The 21681-nt window shown below is 72.3% G+C and carries 17 protein-coding genes; 7 read left to right on the forward strand and 10 right to left on the reverse strand.

Annotation, left to right across the window (positions count from 1 at the left end; translation table 11 throughout):
* The first annotated feature begins 506 nt into the window (after positions 1-506).
* Positions 507-1253: an SDR family NAD(P)-dependent oxidoreductase gene (locus tag O7595_RS25490; protein WP_269730938.1), complete on the forward strand. Its 747-nt coding sequence runs from the start codon at positions 507-509 to the stop codon at positions 1251-1253.
* A 298-nt stretch (positions 1254-1551) separates the two neighbouring features.
* Here the strand turns inward: O7595_RS25490 and O7595_RS25495 are convergent, their stop codons facing one another.
* The gene (locus tag O7595_RS25495; protein WP_269730939.1) at positions 1552-2643 is read right to left on the reverse strand and encodes a mechanosensitive ion channel family protein; all 1092 of its coding nucleotides are present in this window, start codon (positions 2641-2643) and stop codon (positions 1552-1554) included.
* A gap of 23 nt (positions 2644-2666) precedes the next feature.
* On the opposite strand from O7595_RS25495, the gene O7595_RS25500 reads away from it, so the two are divergent.
* The gene (locus tag O7595_RS25500) at positions 2667-3263 is read left to right on the forward strand and encodes a dienelactone hydrolase family protein (RefSeq protein ID WP_269730940.1); all 597 of its coding nucleotides are present in this window, start codon (positions 2667-2669) and stop codon (positions 3261-3263) included.
* Positions 3264-3574: 311 nt separating this feature from the next.
* On the opposite strand, the gene O7595_RS25505 is transcribed toward O7595_RS25500, so the two are convergent.
* The 5 genes from O7595_RS25505 to O7595_RS25525 form a co-directional block, all read right to left on the reverse strand.
* Positions 3575-5161: a serine/threonine-protein kinase gene (locus tag O7595_RS25505; protein ID WP_269730941.1), complete on the reverse strand. Its 1587-nt coding sequence runs from the start codon at positions 5159-5161 to the stop codon at positions 3575-3577.
* A gap of 38 nt (positions 5162-5199) precedes the next feature.
* Positions 5200-6855: an alkaline phosphatase D family protein gene (locus O7595_RS25510; RefSeq protein WP_269730942.1), complete on the reverse strand. Its 1656-nt coding sequence runs from the start codon at positions 6853-6855 to the stop codon at positions 5200-5202.
* 268 nt (positions 6856-7123) lie between these two features.
* Positions 7124-7936, reverse strand: coding sequence for a DsbA family protein (locus O7595_RS25515; RefSeq protein ID WP_269730943.1), 813 nt, complete (start codon positions 7934-7936; stop codon positions 7124-7126).
* Between the two features lie 57 nt (positions 7937-7993).
* On the reverse strand, positions 7994-8677 hold the full coding sequence (locus O7595_RS25520) for a hypothetical protein (RefSeq protein ID WP_269730944.1): 684 nt from the start codon (positions 8675-8677) through the stop codon (positions 7994-7996).
* A gap of 310 nt (positions 8678-8987) precedes the next feature.
* Entirely contained in the window at positions 8988-10313 is a 1326-nt protein-coding gene (locus O7595_RS25525) for a DUF2252 domain-containing protein (RefSeq protein ID WP_269730945.1), read from the reverse strand.
* Between the two features lie 191 nt (positions 10314-10504).
* Between O7595_RS25525 and dnaE the strand changes: the two genes are divergently transcribed.
* The gene (dnaE, locus tag O7595_RS25530; protein WP_269730946.1) at positions 10505-14044 is read left to right on the forward strand and encodes a DNA polymerase III subunit alpha; all 3540 of its coding nucleotides are present in this window, start codon (positions 10505-10507) and stop codon (positions 14042-14044) included.
* A 182-nt stretch (positions 14045-14226) separates the two neighbouring features.
* On the opposite strand, the gene O7595_RS25535 is transcribed toward dnaE, so the two are convergent.
* Entirely contained in the window at positions 14227-14382 is a 156-nt protein-coding gene (locus tag O7595_RS25535) for a hypothetical protein (protein WP_269730947.1), read from the reverse strand.
* 223 nt (positions 14383-14605) lie between these two features.
* On the opposite strand from O7595_RS25535, the gene O7595_RS25540 reads away from it, so the two are divergent.
* Genes O7595_RS25540 through O7595_RS25555 form a run of 4 tightly spaced genes read left to right on the forward strand, consistent with a single transcriptional unit; the run spans position 14606 to position 18453 of the window.
* Entirely contained in the window at positions 14606-15880 is a 1275-nt protein-coding gene (locus O7595_RS25540; RefSeq protein ID WP_269730948.1) for an NYN domain-containing protein, read from the forward strand.
* Positions 15881-15917: 37 nt separating this feature from the next.
* Entirely contained in the window at positions 15918-16892 is a 975-nt protein-coding gene (locus tag O7595_RS25545; RefSeq protein ID WP_269732623.1) for an ABC transporter ATP-binding protein, read from the forward strand.
* A gap of 55 nt (positions 16893-16947) precedes the next feature.
* Complete coding sequence (locus tag O7595_RS25550; RefSeq protein WP_269730949.1) at positions 16948-17781, forward strand: ABC transporter permease; 834 nt, start codon at positions 16948-16950, stop codon at positions 17779-17781.
* Positions 17782-17829: 48 nt separating this feature from the next.
* A complete protein-coding gene (locus O7595_RS25555; RefSeq protein WP_269730950.1) occupies positions 17830-18453 on the forward strand; it encodes an ABC transporter permease in 624 nt (207 codons plus the stop codon).
* A 757-nt stretch (positions 18454-19210) separates the two neighbouring features.
* Here the strand turns inward: O7595_RS25555 and ybaK are convergent.
* The 3 genes from ybaK to O7595_RS25570 are packed head-to-tail and all read right to left on the reverse strand — an operon-like array spanning position 19211 to position 21565.
* Positions 19211-19708 (reverse strand): Cys-tRNA(Pro) deacylase, encoded by a 498-nt coding sequence (gene ybaK, locus O7595_RS25560; protein WP_269730951.1) that lies wholly within the window; start codon positions 19706-19708, stop codon positions 19211-19213.
* Between the two features lie 34 nt (positions 19709-19742).
* Entirely contained in the window at positions 19743-20483 is a 741-nt protein-coding gene (locus O7595_RS25565) for an LON peptidase substrate-binding domain-containing protein (RefSeq protein ID WP_269730952.1), read from the reverse strand.
* Between the two features lie 5 nt (positions 20484-20488).
* Positions 20489-21565 carry a hypothetical protein gene (locus O7595_RS25570; protein ID WP_269730953.1) on the reverse strand — a complete coding sequence of 359 codons (1077 nt, stop codon included), beginning with the start codon at positions 21563-21565 and terminating at the stop codon, positions 20489-20491.
* Between the last annotated feature and the right edge of the window lie 116 nt (positions 21566-21681).

Raw genomic sequence — 21681 nt, forward strand, 5'->3', positions numbered from 1 at the left:
CGGCCGAGTCCCTCCCTGCCCGTACCGCCCGCCGCGCTCGTATGCCCCCGGACACCGAAGTGACCGTTGTCCGGGCGGTGAAGGGGGACCCGCACGGGGCCGGTGACGGGCGTTCGGCAGACGCACCGGGCGGGCGTATGGGGATGAATCGGGAGAAACGTGCGGCCGCTGGGTGCGGTGATCGTCGGAGAACCGGCCGTCGAGAGGTGCTCGTGGACCAACTGGCCCTGCTGTGCGTGCTGTTACCGGGGCCGACCGTGCCGCTCGGGGAGCGGTACGGACCGCCCGCGCCGGTCCTGAGGACCCGCTGTCGGCCCCCCGGCACGAGGTGCCGGCCGCACGCGGGGAGCCGGGGCCGACCCCGAGTTCGTCGACCGCGTCCTGCCGCACCTGTACGTCCGCGGTCTGCGCTGAGCGCCTCCGCTCGGGCGCGGCACGCCCCGAACCGACCGCGCGGGGCGGTTTCGGACCGGCGCCGGGCTGCCGGCCGGTCGTAGGATCGGCTCATGGCGCGCACCGTGGTGATCAGTGGCGGGGGTACGGGAATCGGGCTCGCGACGGCGGAGGTGTTCGCCGCGGACGGCGAGCAGGTACTGCTGCTGGGACGCCGCGAGGAGGTGCTCGTGCGGGCGGCCGAGCGGATTCCCGGCGCGCGCTACTGCGCCGCTGATCTCAGTGAGCCCGAAGGGGCCCGCCGCGCCGCGGTGTTCGCCGCCCGGGAGTACGGCACGGTGGACGTGCTCGTCCACAGCGCGGGCGGCAACGGCGGGCTGGAGGACCGGCCGGGGTACGAGGACCCGCTGGAGGCGGTCGCCCACGACTGGACCCTCAACTTCCGCCTCAACACCCTCACCGCCGCGCTCCTCACCGAGGCCATCGCGGACCATCTCGCAACGCCCGGCGGCCGCGTGCTCTTCCTCAGCTCCATCGCGGCCTACCGGGGGTCCGGTTCGGGTGCGTACGCGGCGTCCAAGGCAGCCCTGCACCCCTACGCGCACGACCTGGCACGCAGGCTCGGGCCGCGCGGCATCACGGTCAACCTGGTGGCGCCCGGCTACGTGGAGGAGACCGGCTTCTTCGGCGACGGGATCGGCGAGGACCGCCGCAGGCAGCTCATCGCAGAGACGTCCACGGGTCGCCCGGGCCACCCCGGTGACGTGGCCCGGACCCTCCACTGGCTCGCGTCCCACGCGGCGTCCCACATCACGTCCCAGGTCGTCCAGGTCAACGGCGGTGCGGAGCGGGGCCACTAGGGCGTGTTCGCCCCGTCGCGCCGCCCCGCACGGCGACTCGCGGCGCCGCCGAACAGGCCGAACAGGCCCCCCGCGAGGTCGATCCGCCGCCTTGCGATCCAACTCTCGGCCCGGGGGGCCGGGGGAGACCCCGTGCACCGGACGCCGCTCCTCGACGGGCATCCCCGTGCCCGACGCGGCACCAGCGACAGTCAGGGGCCGTCCGGCCATCGGCGTCCAGCGGCCACTGCCGGACGGCCGCCCGCATTCCCGTGCGCCGCCCACCCCGGAAGGCCCGACGCGGCACCGCCACGCCCCGCTACCCGCGGCCGGTCCGCTGAGCGGGGGTGTCGGGCTGGGTGTGCGTGGGGGGCGGGGAGACCGCCTGGGACGTGGCGATGCGCGGGAGGGCGTACGGGTGGTGGTCGCAGAGCCAGGCGATCAACTGCTCGCGCACCCTGCACCGCACCGTCCAGATGTCGTCCGCGTCCTTCGCGGTGACGACGGCGCGGACCACCATCGTGTTCGGCGTGGTGTCCGTGACCGCGAGCGACCAGTCGCGGCCGTCCCAGGCCGGGCACTCGTGCAGGATGTCGTGGAGCTTCTCGCGCATCTCGTGCACCGGTGCCGTGTGGTCGAGGTGGAAGAAGACCGTCCCGGTCATCTGCACACCGCCGCGCGACCAGTTCTCGAACGGCTTGCTGGTGAAGTACGACACCGGCATCGTGATCCGCCGCTCGTCCCAGGTCCGCACCGCGAGGAAGGTGAGGGTCACCTCCTCCACCGTGCCCCACTCGCCGTCCACCACGACGGTGTCCCCGATGCGCACCATGTCGCCGAATGCGATCTGGAAGCCGGCGAAGAGATTGCCCAGCGTGGACTGGGCCGCGACCCCGGCGACGATACCGAGGACACCGGCGGAGGCCAGCAGCGAGGCCCCCAGCTTGTCCATGCCGGGGAAGGTCAGCAGCATCGACGCGAAGGCCACGACGGCGACCAGGGCGGTGACGATCCGCTGGACCAGCGTGACCTGGGTGCGGACCCGGCGTACCCGCGCGAGGTCCCGGGAGGTGGCGGCGAAGCGGGAGTACGAGGCCTCCACCACCGCCGCGGCGATCCGCACCACCAGCCACGCCGAGGCGGCGATGAGGACGAGAGTCAGGACATGGCCGATGAGGGCCTCGTTCCGTTCGACGACCGCGATGGCGGTCTCCGTGTAGGTCCCTCGCAACAGCGCGGTCAGCACCACCACCTGCAACGGCACCCGGCAGCGGCGCAGCAGCCCCCACAGCGGGGTCTCGCTGTGGCGGGCGTCCGCGCGGCGGAGCAGCAGATCGGCTAGCCATCCCAGCAGCAGCGTGAGCAGGACCGAGCCGACGAGGACGATCAACGGACGCAGCACGTTCTCCATGCCCTCGAACGTAACCTGACCGGATGGACATCATGCTTTTCCATTCGACGTACGGCCTGCGCCCCGCCGTGCTCACCGCCGCCGAGCGACTGCGGGCGGCAGGCCACCAGGTGTGGACCCCGGATCTGTTCGAGGGCCGGGTGTACGGGTCCGTGGAGGAGGGCAGGGCGTACAAGGACGAGGTCGGGGTGGACGAGCTGCTGAAGCGGGCGATTGTGGCCGCCGCGCCGTACTCGGAGCGCGGGCTCGTGTACGCGGGGTTCTCCCTGGGGGCGGCCATCGCCCAGAACCTCGCCCTCGGCGACGAGAAGGCCCGCGGCCTCCTGCTGCTGCACGGCACGTCCGACATCGCCGAGAACGCGCGCGTGGAGGACCTGCCCGTACAACTGCACGTCGCCGACCCGGACCCGTTCGAGCCGTACGACTGGCTCACCGCCTGGTACCTGGGCATGGGCAGGACGGGGGCGGACGTCGAGGTGCACCGTTACGCCGGCGCCGGGCACCTGTACACGGACCCCGACCTTCCCGACTGGGACGAGGAGGCGGCCGACCGGACGTGGCGCGTGGCGCTCGGCTTCCTGGAGACGCTGGGGGAGGCCGAGGCCCGCGTGACCGTGTGACCGCGTGACCAGGGGGTGCGTGCCCGAGGGGTCCGGGCAGCGCCTCCGGGAGGTCCGGCGTCCGGAGGGGCCGGCGCTCCGGAGGTGTCAGGCGTCGCGAGCCGGGCGGCTGTTGCCCATCTCACACGGCAAGGCACCTGGCTGAGCCGGTGCCGTGACCGGAAAGGTTCACCGGCTCGCGACGCCCGGCACGGCGCCTCGCGGCGTTGTCGGAGTCGCCCGAGTACGTCCAGTACGAGGGCGATCCTCCGCCTTGCGATCCACCGCACCGGACGCCGCGAGCTTCCCGGCCAACCCTTCCGGTCACAGCACTAGCCGAGGTCGCAGCGCCCCGAGGGGTTGCCCGCCGGGGGACGGCACTGGAGCGCCGAGTCGGCCGCGCGGGAACTGAGATAGCGGCCGAGGCAGCTGTTGGCCGTGGTGCGGTCACGTTCGGCGCAGAACCTGAGCGCGGCCCGGCCGTCGTCGAACGGCCCCTCGGCGTAGATCACCCAGTACCCGGGCCGCAGCGACGCGTAGTCGTCGCTGCGCAGGTACCGGGCCTCGGGGACCGTCTCGCGGATCCGGGCGAGCCGGACATCGCGTGCGGCGGTGCCGGATCCGACGGGCTCGGAGAAGAGCTGTGCGATCCAGCGGCCCGAGGACGGCGGGGGCACGGCTGGGTCGGACGGAGTGCTCGCAGTCGCCGACGCGGTGACGGTGACCGTCGGCGCCGGCGGCGCGCTCGGACCCGGCGCCGGACTCGAGGCGGGTGCGGCGGAGGCGTGGACCGAGGGGCCCGATGCCGCACCCGGGCCCTTCGCGTCGTCCGTGGCCCGTCCGCCGGGATCCCGCAGTGCCAGGACGACGGCGCCGGCGGCCGTGATCGCGAGGGCCACGCCGATGACGGCGGCGACGAGGGGCGCACGGTTCGCCCGCCTGCCCTCCGCGGGCCGCGAGGGTGGCTGGGAGGTCGTCGGCCGTGGGCCGTCCACCCGGGTCGGCACCGGCGGAACCGGTCCCGGCACTGGCACCGGACCGGGCGGCGGTGTCGCCGTCGTCATCGTGGGCTGGGCCCAGTACGGCGCCGTCCCCGTCTCGACCTGTGCCAGCATCGCGTCCAGCCGTGCGGCGTCGGGCCGGGCCGCCGGGTCCCGTACCAGAAGGGCCTGGAGCACGGGTGCGAGCGGTCCGGAACGCACCGGCGGGGGCACCGGCTCGTCGAGCACGGCCGCCAGCGTGGCCAGCGTCGTCGGCCGGCGCAGCGGACTGACGCCCTCCACGCCCACGTACAGCACCAGGCCGAGCGACCAGAGGTCGGATGCCGGGTCGTCGTCCCGGCCGCGCACCCGTTCGGGCGCCATGTACTCGGGCGAGCCGATCAGTTCGCCCGTGGCGGTCAGCGCGGTCGAGCCCTGCAGCGCCGCGATCCCGAAGTCGGTGAGCACGGCGGTGTCGCCGCTGCCGGCGTGCCCGGTGGCACCGGCCGGGCGCATCAGGACGTTGGCGGGCTTGACGTCCCGGTGCTGGATGCCGGCCGCGTGTGCGGCGCGCAGTGCGGAGAGCACCTGCCGTCCGATGCGCGCCGCCTCCGGTGGGGTCAGCGGCCCCTGGGCGAGGCGAGCCTGGAGCGAGATCCCGGGAACCAGCTCCATCACGATCCACGGATGCGGTTCGGCGTCCACGATGTGATGGATCGTCACCACGTGGGGATGGCTGAGCCGGGCGAGAGCACGGGCCTCGCGCAGCACCCGCTCGCGCACGGCCTCGGAAGCGGAGGCGTCGGATCTGACCGCCTTGAGGGCGACTTCACGGTGGAGCACGGTGTCGCGAGCCCGCCACACCGTGCCCATGCCTCCGCTGCCGAGCCTCTCGATCAGCTCGAACCGCCCGTCGACCAGTTCCCCCGGCGCATTCATGGCGCCAGGTTAGAGGAACCGTCACGGGGCTCGGGGCCTCAGCGCACCGGCTGGTTGACGCGCTCGACCTTCTGCGTTCCGCTCAGCGTCCGGTAGGAGCGTGCCCAGGCCGCGGTCGCGTCGGGCCGGGCCTTGTCGGAGACGGTGTAGTAGTCCATCTGCGACCGTTCGGGGGTCAGGTCGAGGACGCCGTAGCCGTGGTGGTCCATGTCGAGCCACTTCACATGGCGGTTCGCGACCTTGACGGCGGTGGCCGCGACCAGGGATACCGTGCCGGGGGCGACGTGCAGGATGTCGTCCAGGTTGTCGGAGCTCACCGACGTCACCACGAACTCCGTCGCGGCCGAACGCGACAGCGGGTAGGTCGCGGCCTTCACGGGCACGTCGTTGGCCCATGCCATGTGGATGTCGCCGGTGAGGAAGACGGTGTTCTCGATGCCCCGGTCCGTCAGATGTTTCAGCAGTTCCCTCCGGTCGTCCGTGTAGCCGTCCCACTGGTCGACGTTGGCGGCGAGGCCCTCCTTGGGCAGGCCGAGCAGTTCGGCGATCGGCCCCAGCAGATGGGCGGGTACGGAGCCGAAGGCCACCGGGGAGATCATCACCGAGGTGCCCACGAGCTTCCACGTCGCGTCCGACGACGCGAGGCCGGACTTGAGCCAGTCCAGCTGGGCGCGGCCGGTGATGGTGCGCTCCGGGTCGTCGACCTTTCCGCTGCCCACGGACGCCTGCTCGGAGCGGAACGAGCGGAGGTCCAGCAGGTGCAGGTCGGCCAGCTTGCCGAAGCGCAGCCGGCGGTAGACGGTGCCCTCGGTGGAGGTGCGCACGGGCATCCACTCGAAGTAGGCCCGCTTGGCGGCCGCCGCGCGGGCCGCGTAGTCGCCCTCGGTGCCGGGCGTGTGGTTCTCCGCGCCGCCCGCCCAGGCGTCGTTGGCGATCTCGTGGTCGTCCCAGATCGCGACGAGCGGATGGGCGGCGTGCACCGCCTGGAGGTCGGCGTCCGTCTTGTACTTGCCGTGCCGGACGCGGTAGTCGGCGAGCGTCGTGATCTCGTGCCCGGGCTCGTGCCGGCGCACCACGTACTCGTCGGCCGGGTAGCCGCCGGTGCCGTACTCGTAGATGTAGTCGCCGAGGTGAAGGACCGCGTCCAGGTCGGCGCGGGCCGCGAGATGACGGTACGCCGCGAAGTATCCGGACTCCCAGTTGGCACAGGAGACCACGCCGAAGCGCACCCCGGGCGCGGCGGCGTCGGCGGCGGGCGCGGTCCTGGTGCGGCCGGTGGCGGAGACGGTGCCCGCGGAGGCGAAGCGGAAGAAGTAGGCGGTGGCCGGGGACAGCCCCCTGACGTCGACCTTGACGGTGTGGTCGGTGGCCGCGGTGGCGGTGGTCAGGCCCCGGGCGACGACCTTGGTGAAGCCCCTGTCCTCGGCCATCTCCCAACTCACCTCGGTGTCGGGGCCCTTGCCGGAACCGGGCAGCGCGTCGGGGGCCGGGGTGACCCGGGTCCACAGCAGCACGCCATCGGGGAGCGGGTCGCCCGAGGCGACCCCGTGGAGGAAGGCCGTGCCCTGTTCTGCGGCGGCGGCGGGTGATGCGGCCGCGAGCGCGGGAGCGGCGGCGGCAGTGGCGACAGCGGTGGCGGCAGCGGCTTTGACGACCGAGCGGCGGCTGGGGGTTGAGGTGAGTCTTCTGGTCACGGCCGGTCAGACTACTGACCGGTAAGGCGAACTGGCAGGCGAATTCAGGAAAGTTCGCCTGAGTGTTCTCGATCGTCCGCCCGCCGCTGCCTGACGGTGGGTCAGGCGACGGCGGGCGGCGGGCTCCTCGCGGGAAGCGGTGTGCCGGGCCGGAGCCCGCGGTGCAGCGGCGTGCTCGGGCCGCCGAGGATGCCCGAACGCCGAGCGGGCCGTGTGCCTGGGGAGTTCCCGGCACACGGCCCGCGTCGGGGGCCGGCTCTGTGAGGCGTCAGCCCTTGAGCGCCTTGTCGACGGCGGCGTTGAACTGCTCGACCGTCATCGGGGCGTTGTCGCTGCCCTCCGCGACGACCTTCTTGCCGTCCATCCTCAGCGTCGGTGTACCCGTCACGCCGCTGTCGTCGAAGGTCTTCGACATCTTCAGCGCCCAGGCGTCGAACGTGCCGTTCTCGACGTTCTTCTTGAACCCGGCGTTGTTCTTGAGCGCGTCCACCGAGTCGGCGACCTCCAGCAGATACGCGTCCTTGGCGAACTTGTCCTCGCTCTCCTCCGGGTGGAACTTCGCGGAGTAGAGGGCCGCCTTGTACTCCATGAAGGCCTCGGGGCTCACGTCGAGTGCCGCGCCGAGGGCGGAGAGGGCGTTCTTGGAACCCTCGCCGTTGTCGCTGTTGTCGATGAACGTCGCGCCGATGTACTTCAGCCTGTACTTGCCCGCGTCGACGTCCTTCTTCACGGTCTCGCCCACCGCCTGCTCGAACGTCGCGCAGACCGGGCAGCGCGAGTCCTCGTAGACCTCGAGGGTCTTCTTCGCGGCCGGCTTGCCGATGACGACGGTGGTGCCGTTCTCGCCCTCGGTGTTCTTGGGCTTGACGACCTTCGCGTCCTTCGCCGCCTCCCAGGCCGAGGGCTTGTTGGCCTGCATGACGGCGTAGCCGATGCCGCCCGCGGCCGCCAGGACCGCGACGGTCGAGACCGCGACGACGACCTGCCGCCTGATCCTGTCCTTCTTGGCCTGGCGCTCGCGCTCCAGACGCAGACGCTCGCGGGCGGCGGCCTTGTTGGCGCGGCTGTTGCGTGCACTCATGATCGTTTTCTCCGTGGGCATGGTGTGAAAAAGGGTCGGTCGGGGACGTGCCGGGGCTCAGGCGTGAGCGGGAGCGGGCAGCGGTGGTCCCCTCCGTCGCACGGAGTGCACGAAGTGGCGGGTACGGGCGAGGGCCGGGAGGGCCGCCGTCCGCACCGGGGGCCGGTCGGCGGCGGCGCGGCGGTGGACGGCGGCGACGGCGGTCAGCAGCGGCCGGAACGCGGCCAGGGCCGCCGTGCGCAGCAGACCCGCGAGTGCCGACTCGCCGTGGCGCAGCCAGGCCGCGGCGAGCAGCCCGACGGAGACGTGGGCCGCGAGCAGCAGCCAGGGCACATACGGATCGGGGGAGTCGACCAGCGCGGCGAGCCGGCCGTCGGCCGCTGCCACACCGGGCAGATGCGCCCCGGCGGTGCCACCGCAGAGCACGTCCACGCCGACCGCGCGGAGCGATCCGGCGACGGGCCCGCCCGCGGCGCCGTAACAGACGTGCTGGCCGGCGGTGAAGACCGTGTCCGCGGCCAGTTCCAGGGGGACCAGTGCGGCCGCGATCGGCCCGTACCCCCGCTCCCGGCCCGCCAGGGCGTACGTGACCAGGAACACTCCGCAGGCGACCGCCGCGACGGTCGTCAGCGGCAGCGGCGCCCGGGAGAGCAGCACATGGGAGGCCACGGACAGCGTCACGACGAGTGCCGTGAAAACCGCCGCCCGCAGCCCTCTGAGCCGGGTCTCGCCTGTGTGCACGGGGCTCCTGACTGGTGGACGTCCGCACTGCCGGTCCCGGGACCGCCCGCGGGGAGGAATCCGGCATCGTCTGGAGTGTGCCATGCCGTTCGGTAAGGGGCCGCTAAGAGTCCGGCCCCCTTGCCCCGCGGGGCCAGGGACGGCCCGTCCCGTGGTCGCTTCGTGCCTGCCGGGCCGCCGCCTTGTGGTGGCCCTCCGTGCGTGCCCGGCCGTCGTGCCGCCGTCCGCCCGCGCGGTCCGGGACGGGCCCCCGTGCCCGCCGCTCCGCCGGGCCCGGCCGTCCCGGCCCGGGGCACGCTCCGGCCCGGCGCTACAGCCCCGGGATCCGGCCGTTGCGGAACAGGTCCAGGAAGATCTGGTGGTCGGCGCGGGCCCGGGCGCCGTAGTCGTGGGCGAAGTCCACCAGCAGGTCCCCGAAGCCGTCCTCGTCCGCCGCGATCGCCGCGTCGATGGCCCGCTCCGTCGAGAACGGCACCAGCGAGTGGCCGCTCTCGTCGTCCGCGGCCGCGTGCATGGTCGCCGTGGCCCGGCCGAGGTCGGCGACCACCGCCGCGATCTCCTCCGGGTCGTCGATGTCGGACCAGTCCAGGTCGACCGCGTACGGGGAGACCTCGGCGACCAGCTGACCCGAGTTGTCGAGCTCCGTCCAGCCCAGCCAGGGGTCCGCGTGGGCCTGCAGGGCCCGCTGCGAGATCACCGTGCGGTGCCCCTCGTGCCGGAAGTAGCTCCGCACCCGCTCGTCCGTGACGTGCCGGGACACCGCCGGGGTCTGCGCCTGCTTCATGTAGATCACGACGTCGTTCTCGAGGGCGTCGCTGTTGCCCTCCAGCAGGATGTTGTACGAGGGCAGACCGGCGGAGCCGATACCGATGCCGCGCCGCCCGACCACGTCCTTCACCCGGTACGAGTCGGGCCGGGCGAGGCTGGACTCGGGCAGGGTCTCCAGATAGCCGTCGAAAGCCGCCAGCACCTTGTAGCGGGTGGCCGCGTCCAGCTCGATCGCGCCGCCGCCGCCGGTGAAACGGCGCTCGAAGTCGCGGATCTCGGTCATCGAGTCCAGCAGCCCGAAACGGGTCAGCGAGCGGGCGCTGCGCAGTGCCTCCAGCAGCGCGCCGTCCGCCGTGTCCAGGGTGAAGGGCGGCACCTCGTCGTTCTTCGCGCCGGTCGCCAGGGCGTGGACGCGCTCGCGGTAGGCGGCGGCGAAGATCCGCACCAGCTCGGTGATCTGCTCGTCGCCGAGGGCCTTCGTGTAGCCGATCAGTGCCAGCGAGGCGGAGAGCCGCTTGAGGTCCCAGGTGAAGGGGCCCACGTACGCCTCGTCGAAGTCGTTGACGTTGAAGACCAGCCGGCCGTTGGAGTCCATGTACGTGCCGAAGTTCTCGGCGTGCAGGTCGCCGTGGATCCACACCCGGCTGGTCCGCTCGTCCAGGTACGGACCGGCGTGCTGCTCGCGCTCCAGGTCGGCGTAGAACAGGCTCGCCGAGCCCCGGTAGAAGGCGAAGGCCGAGGCCGCCATCTTGCGGAACTTCACCCGGAACGCGGCCGGGTCGGCGGCCAGGAGCTCGCCGAAGGCGGTGCCGAACACGGAGAGGATCTCCTCACCGCGCTCGCCGGCCGGGGGCTGGTGGACCGACATCGCTGGGTGCCTCCTGGTGCATGTCGTGGGGGACGGGTGTTCCGCCCCGCTCAACGCACGACCGTAGTGCGGAGTGCCCGGCGCGCCCATCTGCGACTCCCCGCCGGGTCGTGGTGCCCGGCCCCCTTTTGTCGGTGCGGAGGCATAGACTTCCACGCTGTCCACCCAGACCGTCCTGGAGGCCTCCCGCCGTGACCAAGCCGCCCTTCACGCACCTTCACGTCCACACCCAGTACTCGCTGCTGGACGGTGCCGCGCGGCTCAAGGACATGTTCAATGCCTGCAACGAGATGGGCATGACGCACATCGCCATGAGCGATCACGGCAACCTCCACGGCGCGTACGACTTCTTCCACTCCGCGCAGAAGGCCGGAGTCACCCCGATCATCGGGATCGAGGCCTATGTCGCGCCGGAGTCGCGGCGGAACAAGCGGAAGATCCTGTGGGGTCAGCCGCACCAGAAGCGGGACGACGTCTCCGGTTCCGGCGGTTACACCCACAAGACGATCTGGGCGGCGAACGCGACGGGTCTGCACAACCTCTTCCGCCTCTCCTCGGACGCGTACGCCGAGGGCTGGCTCCAGAAGTGGCCCCGGATGGACAAGGAGACGATCTCCAAGTGGTCCGAGGGCCTGATCGCCTCCACCGGCTGCCCCTCGGGCGAGCTCCAGACCCGGCTGCGTCTCGGCCAGTTCGACGAGGCCCTGAAGTCGGCGTCCGAGTACCAGGACATCTTCGGCAAGGACCGGTACTTCCTGGAGCTGATGGACCACGGCATCGAGATCGAGCGCCGCGTCCGCGACGGGCTGCTGGAGATCGGCAGGAAGCTCGGCATCCCGCCGCTGGTCACGAACGACTCGCACTACACGTACTCCCACGAGGCCGGCGCCCATGACGCGCTGCTGTGCATCCAGACCGGCAAGAACCTCTCCGACCCCGACCGCTTCAAGTTCGACGGCACCGGCTACTACCTGAAGTCGACCGACGAGATGTACGCGATCGACTCCTCGGACGCCTGGCAGGAGGGCTGCCGCAACACGCTGCTGGTCGCCGAGCAGGTCGACACGACCGGGATGTTCGAGAAGCGCGACCTGATGCCGAAGTTCGACATCCCCGAGGGGCACACGGAGGTCTCCTGGTTCCGCGAGGAGACGATGCGCGGCATGCAGCGCAGGTTCCCCGACGGCATCCCGGACGACCGCATGAAGCAGGTCGAGTACGAGATGGACACGATCATCTCGATGGGCTTCCCGGGCTACTTCCTCGTGGTCGCCGACTTCATCATGTGGGCGAAGAAGCAGGGCATCGCGGTCGGCCCGGGCCGGGGCTCCGCGGCCGGCTCGATCGTCGCGTACGCCATGGGCATCACCGACCTGGACCCCATCCCGCACGGACTGATCTTCGAGCGCTTCCTCAATCCCGAGCGCGTCTCGATGCCCGATGTCGACATCGACTTCGACGAGCGCAGGCGCGTCGAGGTGATCAGGTACGTGACGGAGAAGTACGGCGCGGACAAGGTCGCCATGATCGGCACGTACGGCACCATCAAGGCCAAGAACGCCATCAAGGACTCCGCCCGTGTGCTGGGCTACCCGTACGCGATGGGCGACCGGCTCACCAAGGCCATGCCCGCCGACGTCCTCGGCAAGGGCATCCCGCTCTCCGGCATCCTCGACCCGCAGCACCCGCGCTACAGCGAGGCCGGCGAGATCCGCGGGATGTACGAGAACGAGCCGGACGTCAAGAAGGTCATCGACACCGCCCGCGGTGTGGAGGGCCTGGTCCGGCAGATGGGTGTGCACGCCGCCGGCGTGATCATGTCCAGCGAGACCATCACCGACCATGTCCCCGTGTGGGTGAGGCACACCGACGGGGTGACCATCACCCAGTGGGACTACCCGAGCTGTGAGTCGCTCGGCCTGCTGAAGATGGACTTCCTGGGCCTGCGCAACCTCACGATCATGGACGACGCCGTCAAGATGGTGAAGGCCAACAAGGGGATCGACATCGACCTCCTGAGCCTGCCGCTGGACGACCCCACGACGTTCGAGCTGCTGCAGCGCGGCGACACCCTCGGCGTCTTCCAGTTCGACGGCGGCCCCATGCGCTCGTTGCTGCGGCTGATGAAGCCCGACAACTTCGAGGACATCTCCGCCGTGTCGGCCCTCTACCGGCCGGGCCCGATGGGCATGAACTCGCACACCAACTACGCCCTCCGCAAGAACGGCCAGCAGGAGATCACCCCGATCCACCCGGAGCTGGAGGAGCCGCTCAAGGAGGTCCTGGACGTCACCTACGGCCTGATCGTCTACCAGGAGCAGGTGCAGAAGGCCGCCCAGATCATCGCCGGCTACTCCCTCGGCGAGGCCGACATCCTCCGCCGGGTGATGGGCAAGAAGAAGCCCGAGGAGCTGGCCAAGAACTTCACGATCTTCCAGGCGGGCGCGCGGAAGAACGACTACAGCGACGAGGCCATCCAGGCCCTGTGGGACGTGCTGGTCCCCTTCGCCGGATACGCCTTCAACAAGGCGCACTCCGCCGCCTACGGCCTCGTCTCCTACTGGACGGCCTACCTCAAGGCCAACCACCCGGCCGAGTACATGGCGGCGCTGCTCACCTCGGTCAAGGACGACAAGGACAAGTCCGCCGTCTATCTGAACGAGTGCCGCCGTATGGGCATCAAGGTCCTGCCGCCCAATGTGAACGAGTCGGAGCCGAACTTCGCGGCCCAGGGAGACGACGTGATCCTGTTCGGCCTCACGGCCGTCCGGAACGTCGGGCAGAACGTCGTGGACTCGATCATCAAATGCCGCAAGGCCAAGGGGAAGTACGCGACGTTCCCGGACTTCCTGGACAAGGTCGAGGCGGTCGTCTGCAACAAGCGGACCGTCGAGTCGCTCATCAAGGCCGGCGCCTTCGACGAGATGGGCCACACCCGCAAGGGCCTGGTCGCCCAGCACGAACCGATGATCGACAACGTGGTCGCGGTCAAGCGCAAGGAGGCCGAGGGGCAGTTCGACCTCTTCGGCGGTATGGGCGACGAGTCGAGCGGTGAGCCGGGCTTCGGTCTCGACGTCGAGTTCTCCGACGTGGAGTGGGAGAAGTCGTACCTGCTCGCCCAGGAGCGCGAGATGCTCGGCCTGTACGTCTCCGACCACCCGCTCTTCGGCATCGAGCACGTGCTGAGCGACAAGACCGACGCGGCCATCGCGCAGCTCACCGGTGGGGAGCACTCCGACGGCGCCGTCGTCACCATCGGCGGCATCATCTCGGGTCTGCAGCGGAAGATGACCAAGCAGGGCAACGCCTGGGCCATCGCCACCGTGGAGGACCTGGCCGGCTCGATCGAGTGCATGTTCTTCCCCGCGACGTACCAGCTGGTGTCCACCCAGCTCGTCGAGGACACGGTGGTCTTCGTGAAGGGCCGGCTCGACAAGCGCGAGGACGTCCCCCGGCTGGTCGCGATGGAGCTGATGGTCCCCGACCTGTCCTCGGCGGGCACCAACGCGCCCGTGGTGATCACCATTCCGACGGTGAAGGTCACCCCGCCCATGATCAGCCGGCTCGGCGAGATCCTTGGCCACCACAAGGGCAACACGGAGGTCCGGATCAAGCTCCAGGGCGCCCGCAAGACCACGGTGCTGCGCCTCGACCGGCACCGGGTCCAGCCCGATCCCGCGCTGTTCGGCGATCTCAAGGTGCTGCTCGGCCCGTCCTGCCTGGCGGGCTGAGGGCCGTGACGCGCGGCGCCGGGCCGTTGACGGCCGCGGCCCGGCACGGGCGGGACCGGCCCGACGGGCGTGAGTCCGCCGGCCACGCCGGCGTGCGGCGCAAGTGAGGGGCGCGCCCGGGCGGCCGGGCGCGCCCCTCATCCATACGTCACACAGGGAAACCGTATGCCGGGCGTGACGCGTCAGTTGTGGCCGAAGCGCTTCTGCCGCCCCTTGTGGGCCACGCTCGTCGCGATCGGCACGTCCGACTCGGCCTCAGGGGTACGGGCATCCTGGCCACCGCGCTCGCCGGGGGAGCCGCTCTGGGCCTTGCGTTCTCGGTTCTTGTTCTTGGCCATGGTGATGCCTCCCGAGGGATGTAGGGGCCAGGGCCGTCCTCAGCCTCACACAGCCGAATACTCTGCGCATTTCGGATCGTTGCAGTGAGTAACGGGCTGCTGTTACGGTGCGGTTTCGCTCCCCGCCACGCCGATGATCGAGTTCCGGCGGTCAACCCTGCGGCGTTCGGGCAGACTCGAAGGAAACCCGAAGCAACTCCGATCCCGAGGTTCCCGAAAGAGGGTGGAACGCGTGGACCGCTGCGTCGTCCTGGTGGACGCCGGCTATCTGCTGGGAGCCGCCGCGAGCCTCCTCGCCGGGGAACCGGCCCGTTCCCGCATCACCGTCGACCACGCCGCCCTCATCCAGGCCCTGCGCGAGCGCGCGGAGGCCGACACCGAACGTCCCCTGCTGCGCATCTACTGGTTCGACGGCGCCCCCGACCGGGTTCCCCAGCCCGAGCACCGCCGCCTCCGGGTCATGCCCCGGGTCACCGTCCGGCTGGGCGCGCTCACCCGCAGCGACGGCCGCTGGGCGCAGAAGGGCGTCGACGCCGCCATGCACGCGGAGCTCACGGAGCTCGCCAGGAACCGGGCCTGTTCGGACGTGGTGCTGGTGACCGGGGACGGCGATCTGCTCCCCGGACTGATGTCCGCGAAGGAGCACGGCGTCGCCGTCCACCTCTGGGCCGTCCAGGCCGCCGACGGCGACTACAACCAGTCGGAGGACCTGGTCGCCGAGGCCGACGAACGCCGCGTCCTCGACCGCGCCTGGATCACCCAGGCGGTGCGCGCCAAGGAACTCAGCGGTGTCTGCGCCCCGCCGCCCGCGCCCCGGCCCGAGATCGCGGCCATCCTCTCCGCCCCGTTGCCCGAGTCGGCGCCGGCCGCCGCGGAACGCCCGGAGGAGACCGCCGGCCCGGTGGCGGGCGGCAACGGCACGGCGCCCCCGGCCCCGTCGGCCGCGAGCGGCACGGAGAACGGCGCCGCCGCGCCCACCGCCCACCACCACACGAAGGGCGTTCCCACCCCCAAGGACCTGGCGGGCCTGCGCGGCCCGTCGGGCCAGGCCGAGCGCCATCCGGCCGCCGGGGCGACCCTGCGCTGGTCCTCCGACAAGGGCTGGATCGAGCGACCGGGCGCCGGTGCGCCCGCCGAGCCCCCGGAGGCGGCGTCCCTGCCCACCCTGGCCCAGCTCACCAGCGCCGAGCAGCGCTGGGCGGACCGCGAGGAGGACATCACCACCGTCGGCGGTGACCCTTTCGAGGTCGGGCAGGTCTTCGCCCGGCGCTGGATGGAGCGGCTGCCGGATCCGGCGCACGTGGAGAAGCTGTCCGGCATGTACCCGCGTGTTCCGCACCGCATCGACGGCGAACTGCTGCGGTACGCGGCCCGGTTCGGGCTGCTCGCGCACAAGGACGACCAGATCGACGAGCACGACCGCTATGCCATCAGGGCCGGATTCTGGCGGGAGATCGATGTCCGAGCGGCCGCGGAACGCGCCCCGGCCGGGGACTAGGCCGGGCGACCCCTTAGGCTCGTCCCTCGTGAGTACGGTGTGCGCGGTGCGGGATCTGGTCAAGACGTACCCCGCCGCGCGTGCCCGGCGGGGGGTTCCCGCGACCCCCGAGGTGCGTGCCAACGACGGGATCGGCCTCGACGTGGGGCGGGGAGAGATCTTCGGGCTGCTCGGCCCCAACGGCGCCGGCAAGTCGACCCTCGTCCGGCAGCTGACCGGCCTGATGCGCCCGGACTCCGGCACCGTCGAGGTGCTGGGCCACGATCTCGTACGCCACCCCGAGCGGGCGTCGCGGCTCATCGGCTACCTCGGCCAGGAGTCCACCGCCCTCGACGAGCTGACCGTCGCCCTCGCCGCCGAGACCACGGGCCGGCTGCGCGGGCTCGCGGCGCGGCAGGCGCGCGCCGAACGTGACACGGTCCTGGAGGAGCTGGGCCTGACCGGCCTCGCGGGGCGGCCCCTGAAGAAGCTCTCCGGCGGGCAGCGGCGGCTCGCCTGCTTCGCCGCCACTCTGGTGGGGGAGCGTCCGGTACTGGTGCTGGACGAGCCCACCACCGGGATGGACCCGGTCGCGCGGCGGGCGGTCTGGGCCGCGGTCGACCGCCGGCGAGCCGAGCACGAGGTGACCGTCCTCCTCGTCACCCACAACGTCATCGAGGCGGAGACCGTCCTCGACCGGGTCGCCGTGCTGGAGCGGGGAAGGGTGATCGCCTGCGACACGCCCGCCGGGCTCAAGGAGCGCGTCGCCGGCGAGGTCCGGGTGGAACTGGTCTGGCGCGAGCGGGCCCCGCTCGACGTGCCCGAGGTCGCCGCGCTCCGTCCGTCCGCCCAGGAGTCCGGGCGCCGCTGGGTCCTCCGGCTCGCCCCGGACGAGGCCCGCGCGGCCGTGGCCGCCGTGACCGGTGGCGAGGCGTTCTCGGCCCTCGACGACTTCACCCTGGCCACGCCGAGCCTGGAGGACGTGTATCTCGCGCTCGGCGGCCATGCGACGAAAGGGCTGGTGAAGGCGTGAGACGTGAGCCGTCGCCCGCACCGACGTCGTCCGTACCGAACAGGAGCAGCGCCAGGTGAGCATCGTGCCTGCGGAGGCCGTGTCCGCGCGTGCGCGGGGGGCGTACGGCGCCCGATCCGGCGACGAAGGGGGTGCCGCGCCCCTCGCCCCGCGCGCCCGACTGCTGCCGGCGCTCGCGGCGGTGTACCGGGCCCAGCTGTCCCGGGCCCGTGTCGCGCGGATACCGCTTCTGTTCGTCGCCACGTTCCAGTCCGTCGGGATCATGGTGCTGATGCGCGGGGTGGTCGACGGCGGGGCTGAGGCGCGGGCCGTGGTCGCCGGGTCGTCCGTCCTGGTCGTGGCCTTCGTCGCGCTCAATCTGCTGGCCCAGTACTTCGGCCAGCTTCGTGCCTCCGGTGGTCTGGACCACTACGCGACGCTGCCGGTGCCCCCGGCGGCGGTGGTGCTCGGGGCGGCGGGAGCCTACGCCTCGTTCACCGTGCCGGGAACGGTCGTGACGGCGGTCGCCGGCTCGGTGCTGTTCGGGTTGCCGCTCACCCATCTGTGGGTACTGGCGGCGGTGATCCCGCTCGCGGGCGCCGCGCTGGCCGGGCTGGGCGCGGCGCTCGGGCTGCTCGCGCCACGCCAGGAACTGGCGACGCTCCTCGGCCAGTTGGGCATGTCGGCGGCCCTGCTGCTGGGGGTGCTCCCGGCGGGGCGGCTGCCCGGGCCGATCGCCTTCGCGCGGGACCTGCTGCCGTCCACGTACGGAGTCGAGGCTCTCGCTCGTACGTTCGACTTCCGTCCGCACTGGCCGACGGTCGCGCTGGACCTCGCGGTCTGTGCGGCCGTGGGCGTGGTCTCGCTGGCCGTCGCGACCTGGGCGTACCGGCGGGCCGCGGTCCGCTGAGTCGCGGCCGGTGAGGCGGGCCACAGGGACGTTTGGCACGATGTCAGGGTGACAGCACCCCTGACGCCGCCCCACCGGCCCGCCCCGCACGACTCGTCCTGGAACCACCCGAACCCCGCGCGGCACCCGGACGGAGAAGGGCTGGAGATGAGGAGCGAACTGCGCCGGGCGGCGGTCGTCCTGGTGGGCGTGACGCTCGCCGGGATCGTGCTCGGTCTGCTGTGGCTGTGGCTGGCTCCGAAGGTCCCGCTGATCTCGACCGACAAGGCGGTCTTCTTCGCGGACACCGAGGGCGAGGAGGCGGCGGGCGCGGACGGTACGTTCGTCCTGCTGGCGCTCGGCTTCGGCGCGCTCAGCGCAGCGGTCACCTTCTGGTTCAACCGTCGCGGGGGCATCGCGGTCGTCGCCGCACTCGCCCTCGGCGGCGTCCTCGCGTCCGCTCTCGCCTGGGGCACGGGCTATCTGCTCGGACCCGAGCAGGACGTCGTCGCCCACGCCCGCGCGGTCGGTCAGGGCGTCGTCTTCGACGCGCCCCTCCGTCTCCGCGCGAAGGGCGCGCTGCTGGCCTGGCCCATCACGGCGATGGTCGTGCATCTCGCGCTCACGGCCCTCTTCGCCCCGCGCGACCCCGAGCCGGAGTGGCCCCCGCTGGGCCCGGAACACCAGCGCTGAGCCTCCCCGGAGCACCGGGGTGGGCCCACACCCGCTGCCTACCCCGCCGACGACCGTCGGCGGGGGATGCCCGCAGACCGCGCGCGGCGGCCGTACGCGTCACCTCGGCCCGCGGCGAGGACGTGGTGCGCCGCACTCCAGGCGCCGGGCGGACGGGAGAAGGCCGGAGTCCCCGCCGGGCGGGCCGGCGCCCGTACCGGAGGCCGTGGCGTTCGGGAGGAGCGGTCGCGGCATCCGCACGGTCAGTGCTGTGACCGGAAGGTTCAGCTGCTCGCGACGCCCTGCACGGGCACGGCACCTCGCAGCGTTGTCGGAGTCGCCCGATACGCCCGGTACGAGGGGACCCTCCGCCTCGCTCTCCCTCGGCCCGGAGGTCCGGGAGAGACCCCGCGCACCGGACGCCGCGAGCTTCCCGCCAGACGTTTGCGGTCACCGCACCTGCCGTCGCCGCCGCGCGCCCGGAGGGGCGGGACGGCGACGGTCCCTCGTCAGGCCGGCCGGCGGCCGTGATTCGCCCGGCGCTTCCTCAGCCGCCACTTCCGCTTGCGCGTGCGCTTGGACACAGGCACCCCCTCGGGTCGGCATGTCCTTCGGTCGTAGCCGAGGACGCGCAGGAAGTCGAGCGGGCGTGCGGTGCGTGGACGCCCTGCGCGGAGGCGCTGAGCGGGTCCGCGCACCGGGGGACCGAGGGCGGCGTGGGCGGGGCAGCCCGGCGTGCCCCGGGCGTCGGGAGGCCGCGGGCGGTGCGCCGGGGACGCTACACGCGCCCGATCGGTGCCAGGACGGCGTTCGTCAGCGAGGCCAGGTCCGCGGGGGACAGCTCCACCTCGAGCCCGCGCCGGCCCGCGGAGACGCAGATCGTCGGGTGCGCGGCGGCTGAGGCGTCCAGCACCGTGGGCAGACGCCTGCGCTGGCCCAGCGGGGAGATGCCGCCCCGGACGTAGCCCGTGGTGCGCTCCGCCGCCACCGGGTCGGCCATCGACGCGCGCTTGCCGCCGACCGCCGCGGCCAGCGCCTTGAGGTCCAGCTGCCCGGCGACCGGTACGACGGCGACCGTCAGCTCGCCGTCCACGTCGGCGACGAGCGTCTTGAAGACCCGCTCCGGCGCCACGCCCAGTGCCTGCGCCGCCTCCTCCCCGTACGACGGGGACGCCGGGTCGTGTGCGTACGCGTGCACGGTGAACGCCGTGCCCGCGGCCGTCAGGGCCACCGTCGCCGGCGTACCGCCCTGCTGCTTCCTGGCCTTCTTCGCCACGGTCCTGCTACTCCCTCGCCCCGGTCGGTCCGGCTCAGTTCGGGCTCGTCGGCGAGCGGGTCAGATCGACCGCGGGCAACGACGGCAGATGACGTATCACCGCGGTCTCGGACCGCAGCAGCTTCAGCTCCTCGCGCAGCCGGGTCGCCGTGTCCGGAGCCTGCAGCAGCTTCTGCTTCGACGGCGTGTCGAGCACGGCGGCGGCGGCGACCAGGTACGAGACCACCGACGGCTCGTCCGGAAGCTCCGAGGCCGTCGACAGCGAGCGCTCCCGGGCCCCGGCCAGCCGCTTCTGATAGTTGCGGAACGCCCGCAGCACGCCTTCGGCGAGCGTGCCCGCGCCCTCCCCCGACTCCTCCGGGATCTCCTCGAGTTCGGCCGTCAGAAACGGTCCGCTCGCGTCGACCGAGAGCAGCTTGACCCGGGTCGTGCCGGTGGCCAGCACCTCGAAGCTGCCGTCGGCGCGTTCCCGGATCGTCGCGGCGTCCGCGATGCAGCCGACGCGGTGGAACGCCTGGATCGGGTCCGGGCCGAAGCCCGCGGCGGGGCCCTTCTCGGGCTGGGCGGTCTGGTCGGGCATCCCGGGCGCGGTCGGAGCGACCTCGCGGCCGTCGCGGATGGCGACCACGGCGAACCGGCGCGGCTCGGACTCGTCGGTCTTCAACAGCTCGCGCATCATGGCGCGATAGCGCTCCTCGAAGACGTTCAGCGGCAGCACGAGGCCGGGGAAAAGCACCGCGTTGAGCGGGAAGAGAGGCAGGCGAGCGGTGGTCACAGCGGTCAAGCGTAGTGGTCGCCGGGCACGGCGCGTCCGGCCGCCCGTCCCTGGCCGGCAACGGCCGTGCCGGCGGAGCGGATCCGCCGCCCGCCGCGGATCGGAGTCGAGGACGCCACTTCGATCCGGACCCCGTCCCGCGCCTCCAGGAACTGGCCCAGCGGATCGTCCGTCACCTGGTTCCACGGGAACGACGTGGCGTAGGGGCCGATCGCGCGGAACTGCTCCAGCGCCTCGTTCCAGCGGCCCCGCGCGATCAGCACGTACACGAGGAGGTTGCGGACCTCGGCGGGCCAGTGATCGCCGGGCCGGTACCGGGCGGACAGTTCCGCCGCCCGGTCGGCGGCCGCGTCGATCCGGTCCGCCTGTACGGCCGTGACGGCTCCCGCGAGCAGTAGCGTCAGGGCGGCGCGCACCGGCAGGGCCTGCACCAGCGAGCCGGGCAGGGAGTCCTCGGCCGCGCGCTCGGCGAAGTCGAAGCACTCCCGGTGCGAGCCGTGCCAGACCGCCGAGAGGTAGCGGAGCGCGGCGACATGGCAGCCGTAGTGGTGCGAGGAACGGCGCACCGCCTGCTCCCACAGTGCCTCGAAGGCGGTGTGCGTGGCGTGCGTGCCGCGAGCGTGGTCCAGGGCCAACCGCCAGGGCACGGGGTCGCGCGGATCGGCCTCGGCCGCGGCGTGGACGAGTGGGCCCACCTCGCGCAGCCGCTCGACGCTCGCGGGCGACTCCCAGGCCCTGCGGACTTCGAGTTCGGCCTTCACGAGCAGGGCGTCGGGGTCGCGCGGCGAGGCGGCGAACCAGCCGGCGAGCCAGTCGGGCCTGCTGTACGCGAACGCCGCGAGCCGTTTGACGTAGCGGTCGCGGTTCTCCCACTCGGCCGCTCCCCGGGTGGTGGCGAGCAGCTTGGCGGCCGGTTCGTGATCGCCGAGCGCGGCGGCCACGAGCGCGGGCCCGAGCTCCCCGTCCGGGGCGTCGAGCAGTACCGCATCGTCCGGGGGCAGTCCGTCGGCGAGCCGCGGGGTGTGCCGGACCATGCGGGCGGTGCTGATCAGGGCGCGCAGCAGAGACATGGTGCGGACCATTGAAAGCTGCAGGTCGGGGTCGCGCCAGAGGGCATCTGTGAAGTTTTGGTAGGAGGTGGAATGGTTGTCCTGACTCGGGTCAAGAAAACGTAAAGGAGCGCGCATTCGTGCCGTAT

This window comes from Streptomyces sp. WMMC940, from assembly GCF_027460265.1.
Lineage (GTDB): Bacteria > Actinomycetota > Actinomycetes > Streptomycetales > Streptomycetaceae > Streptomyces.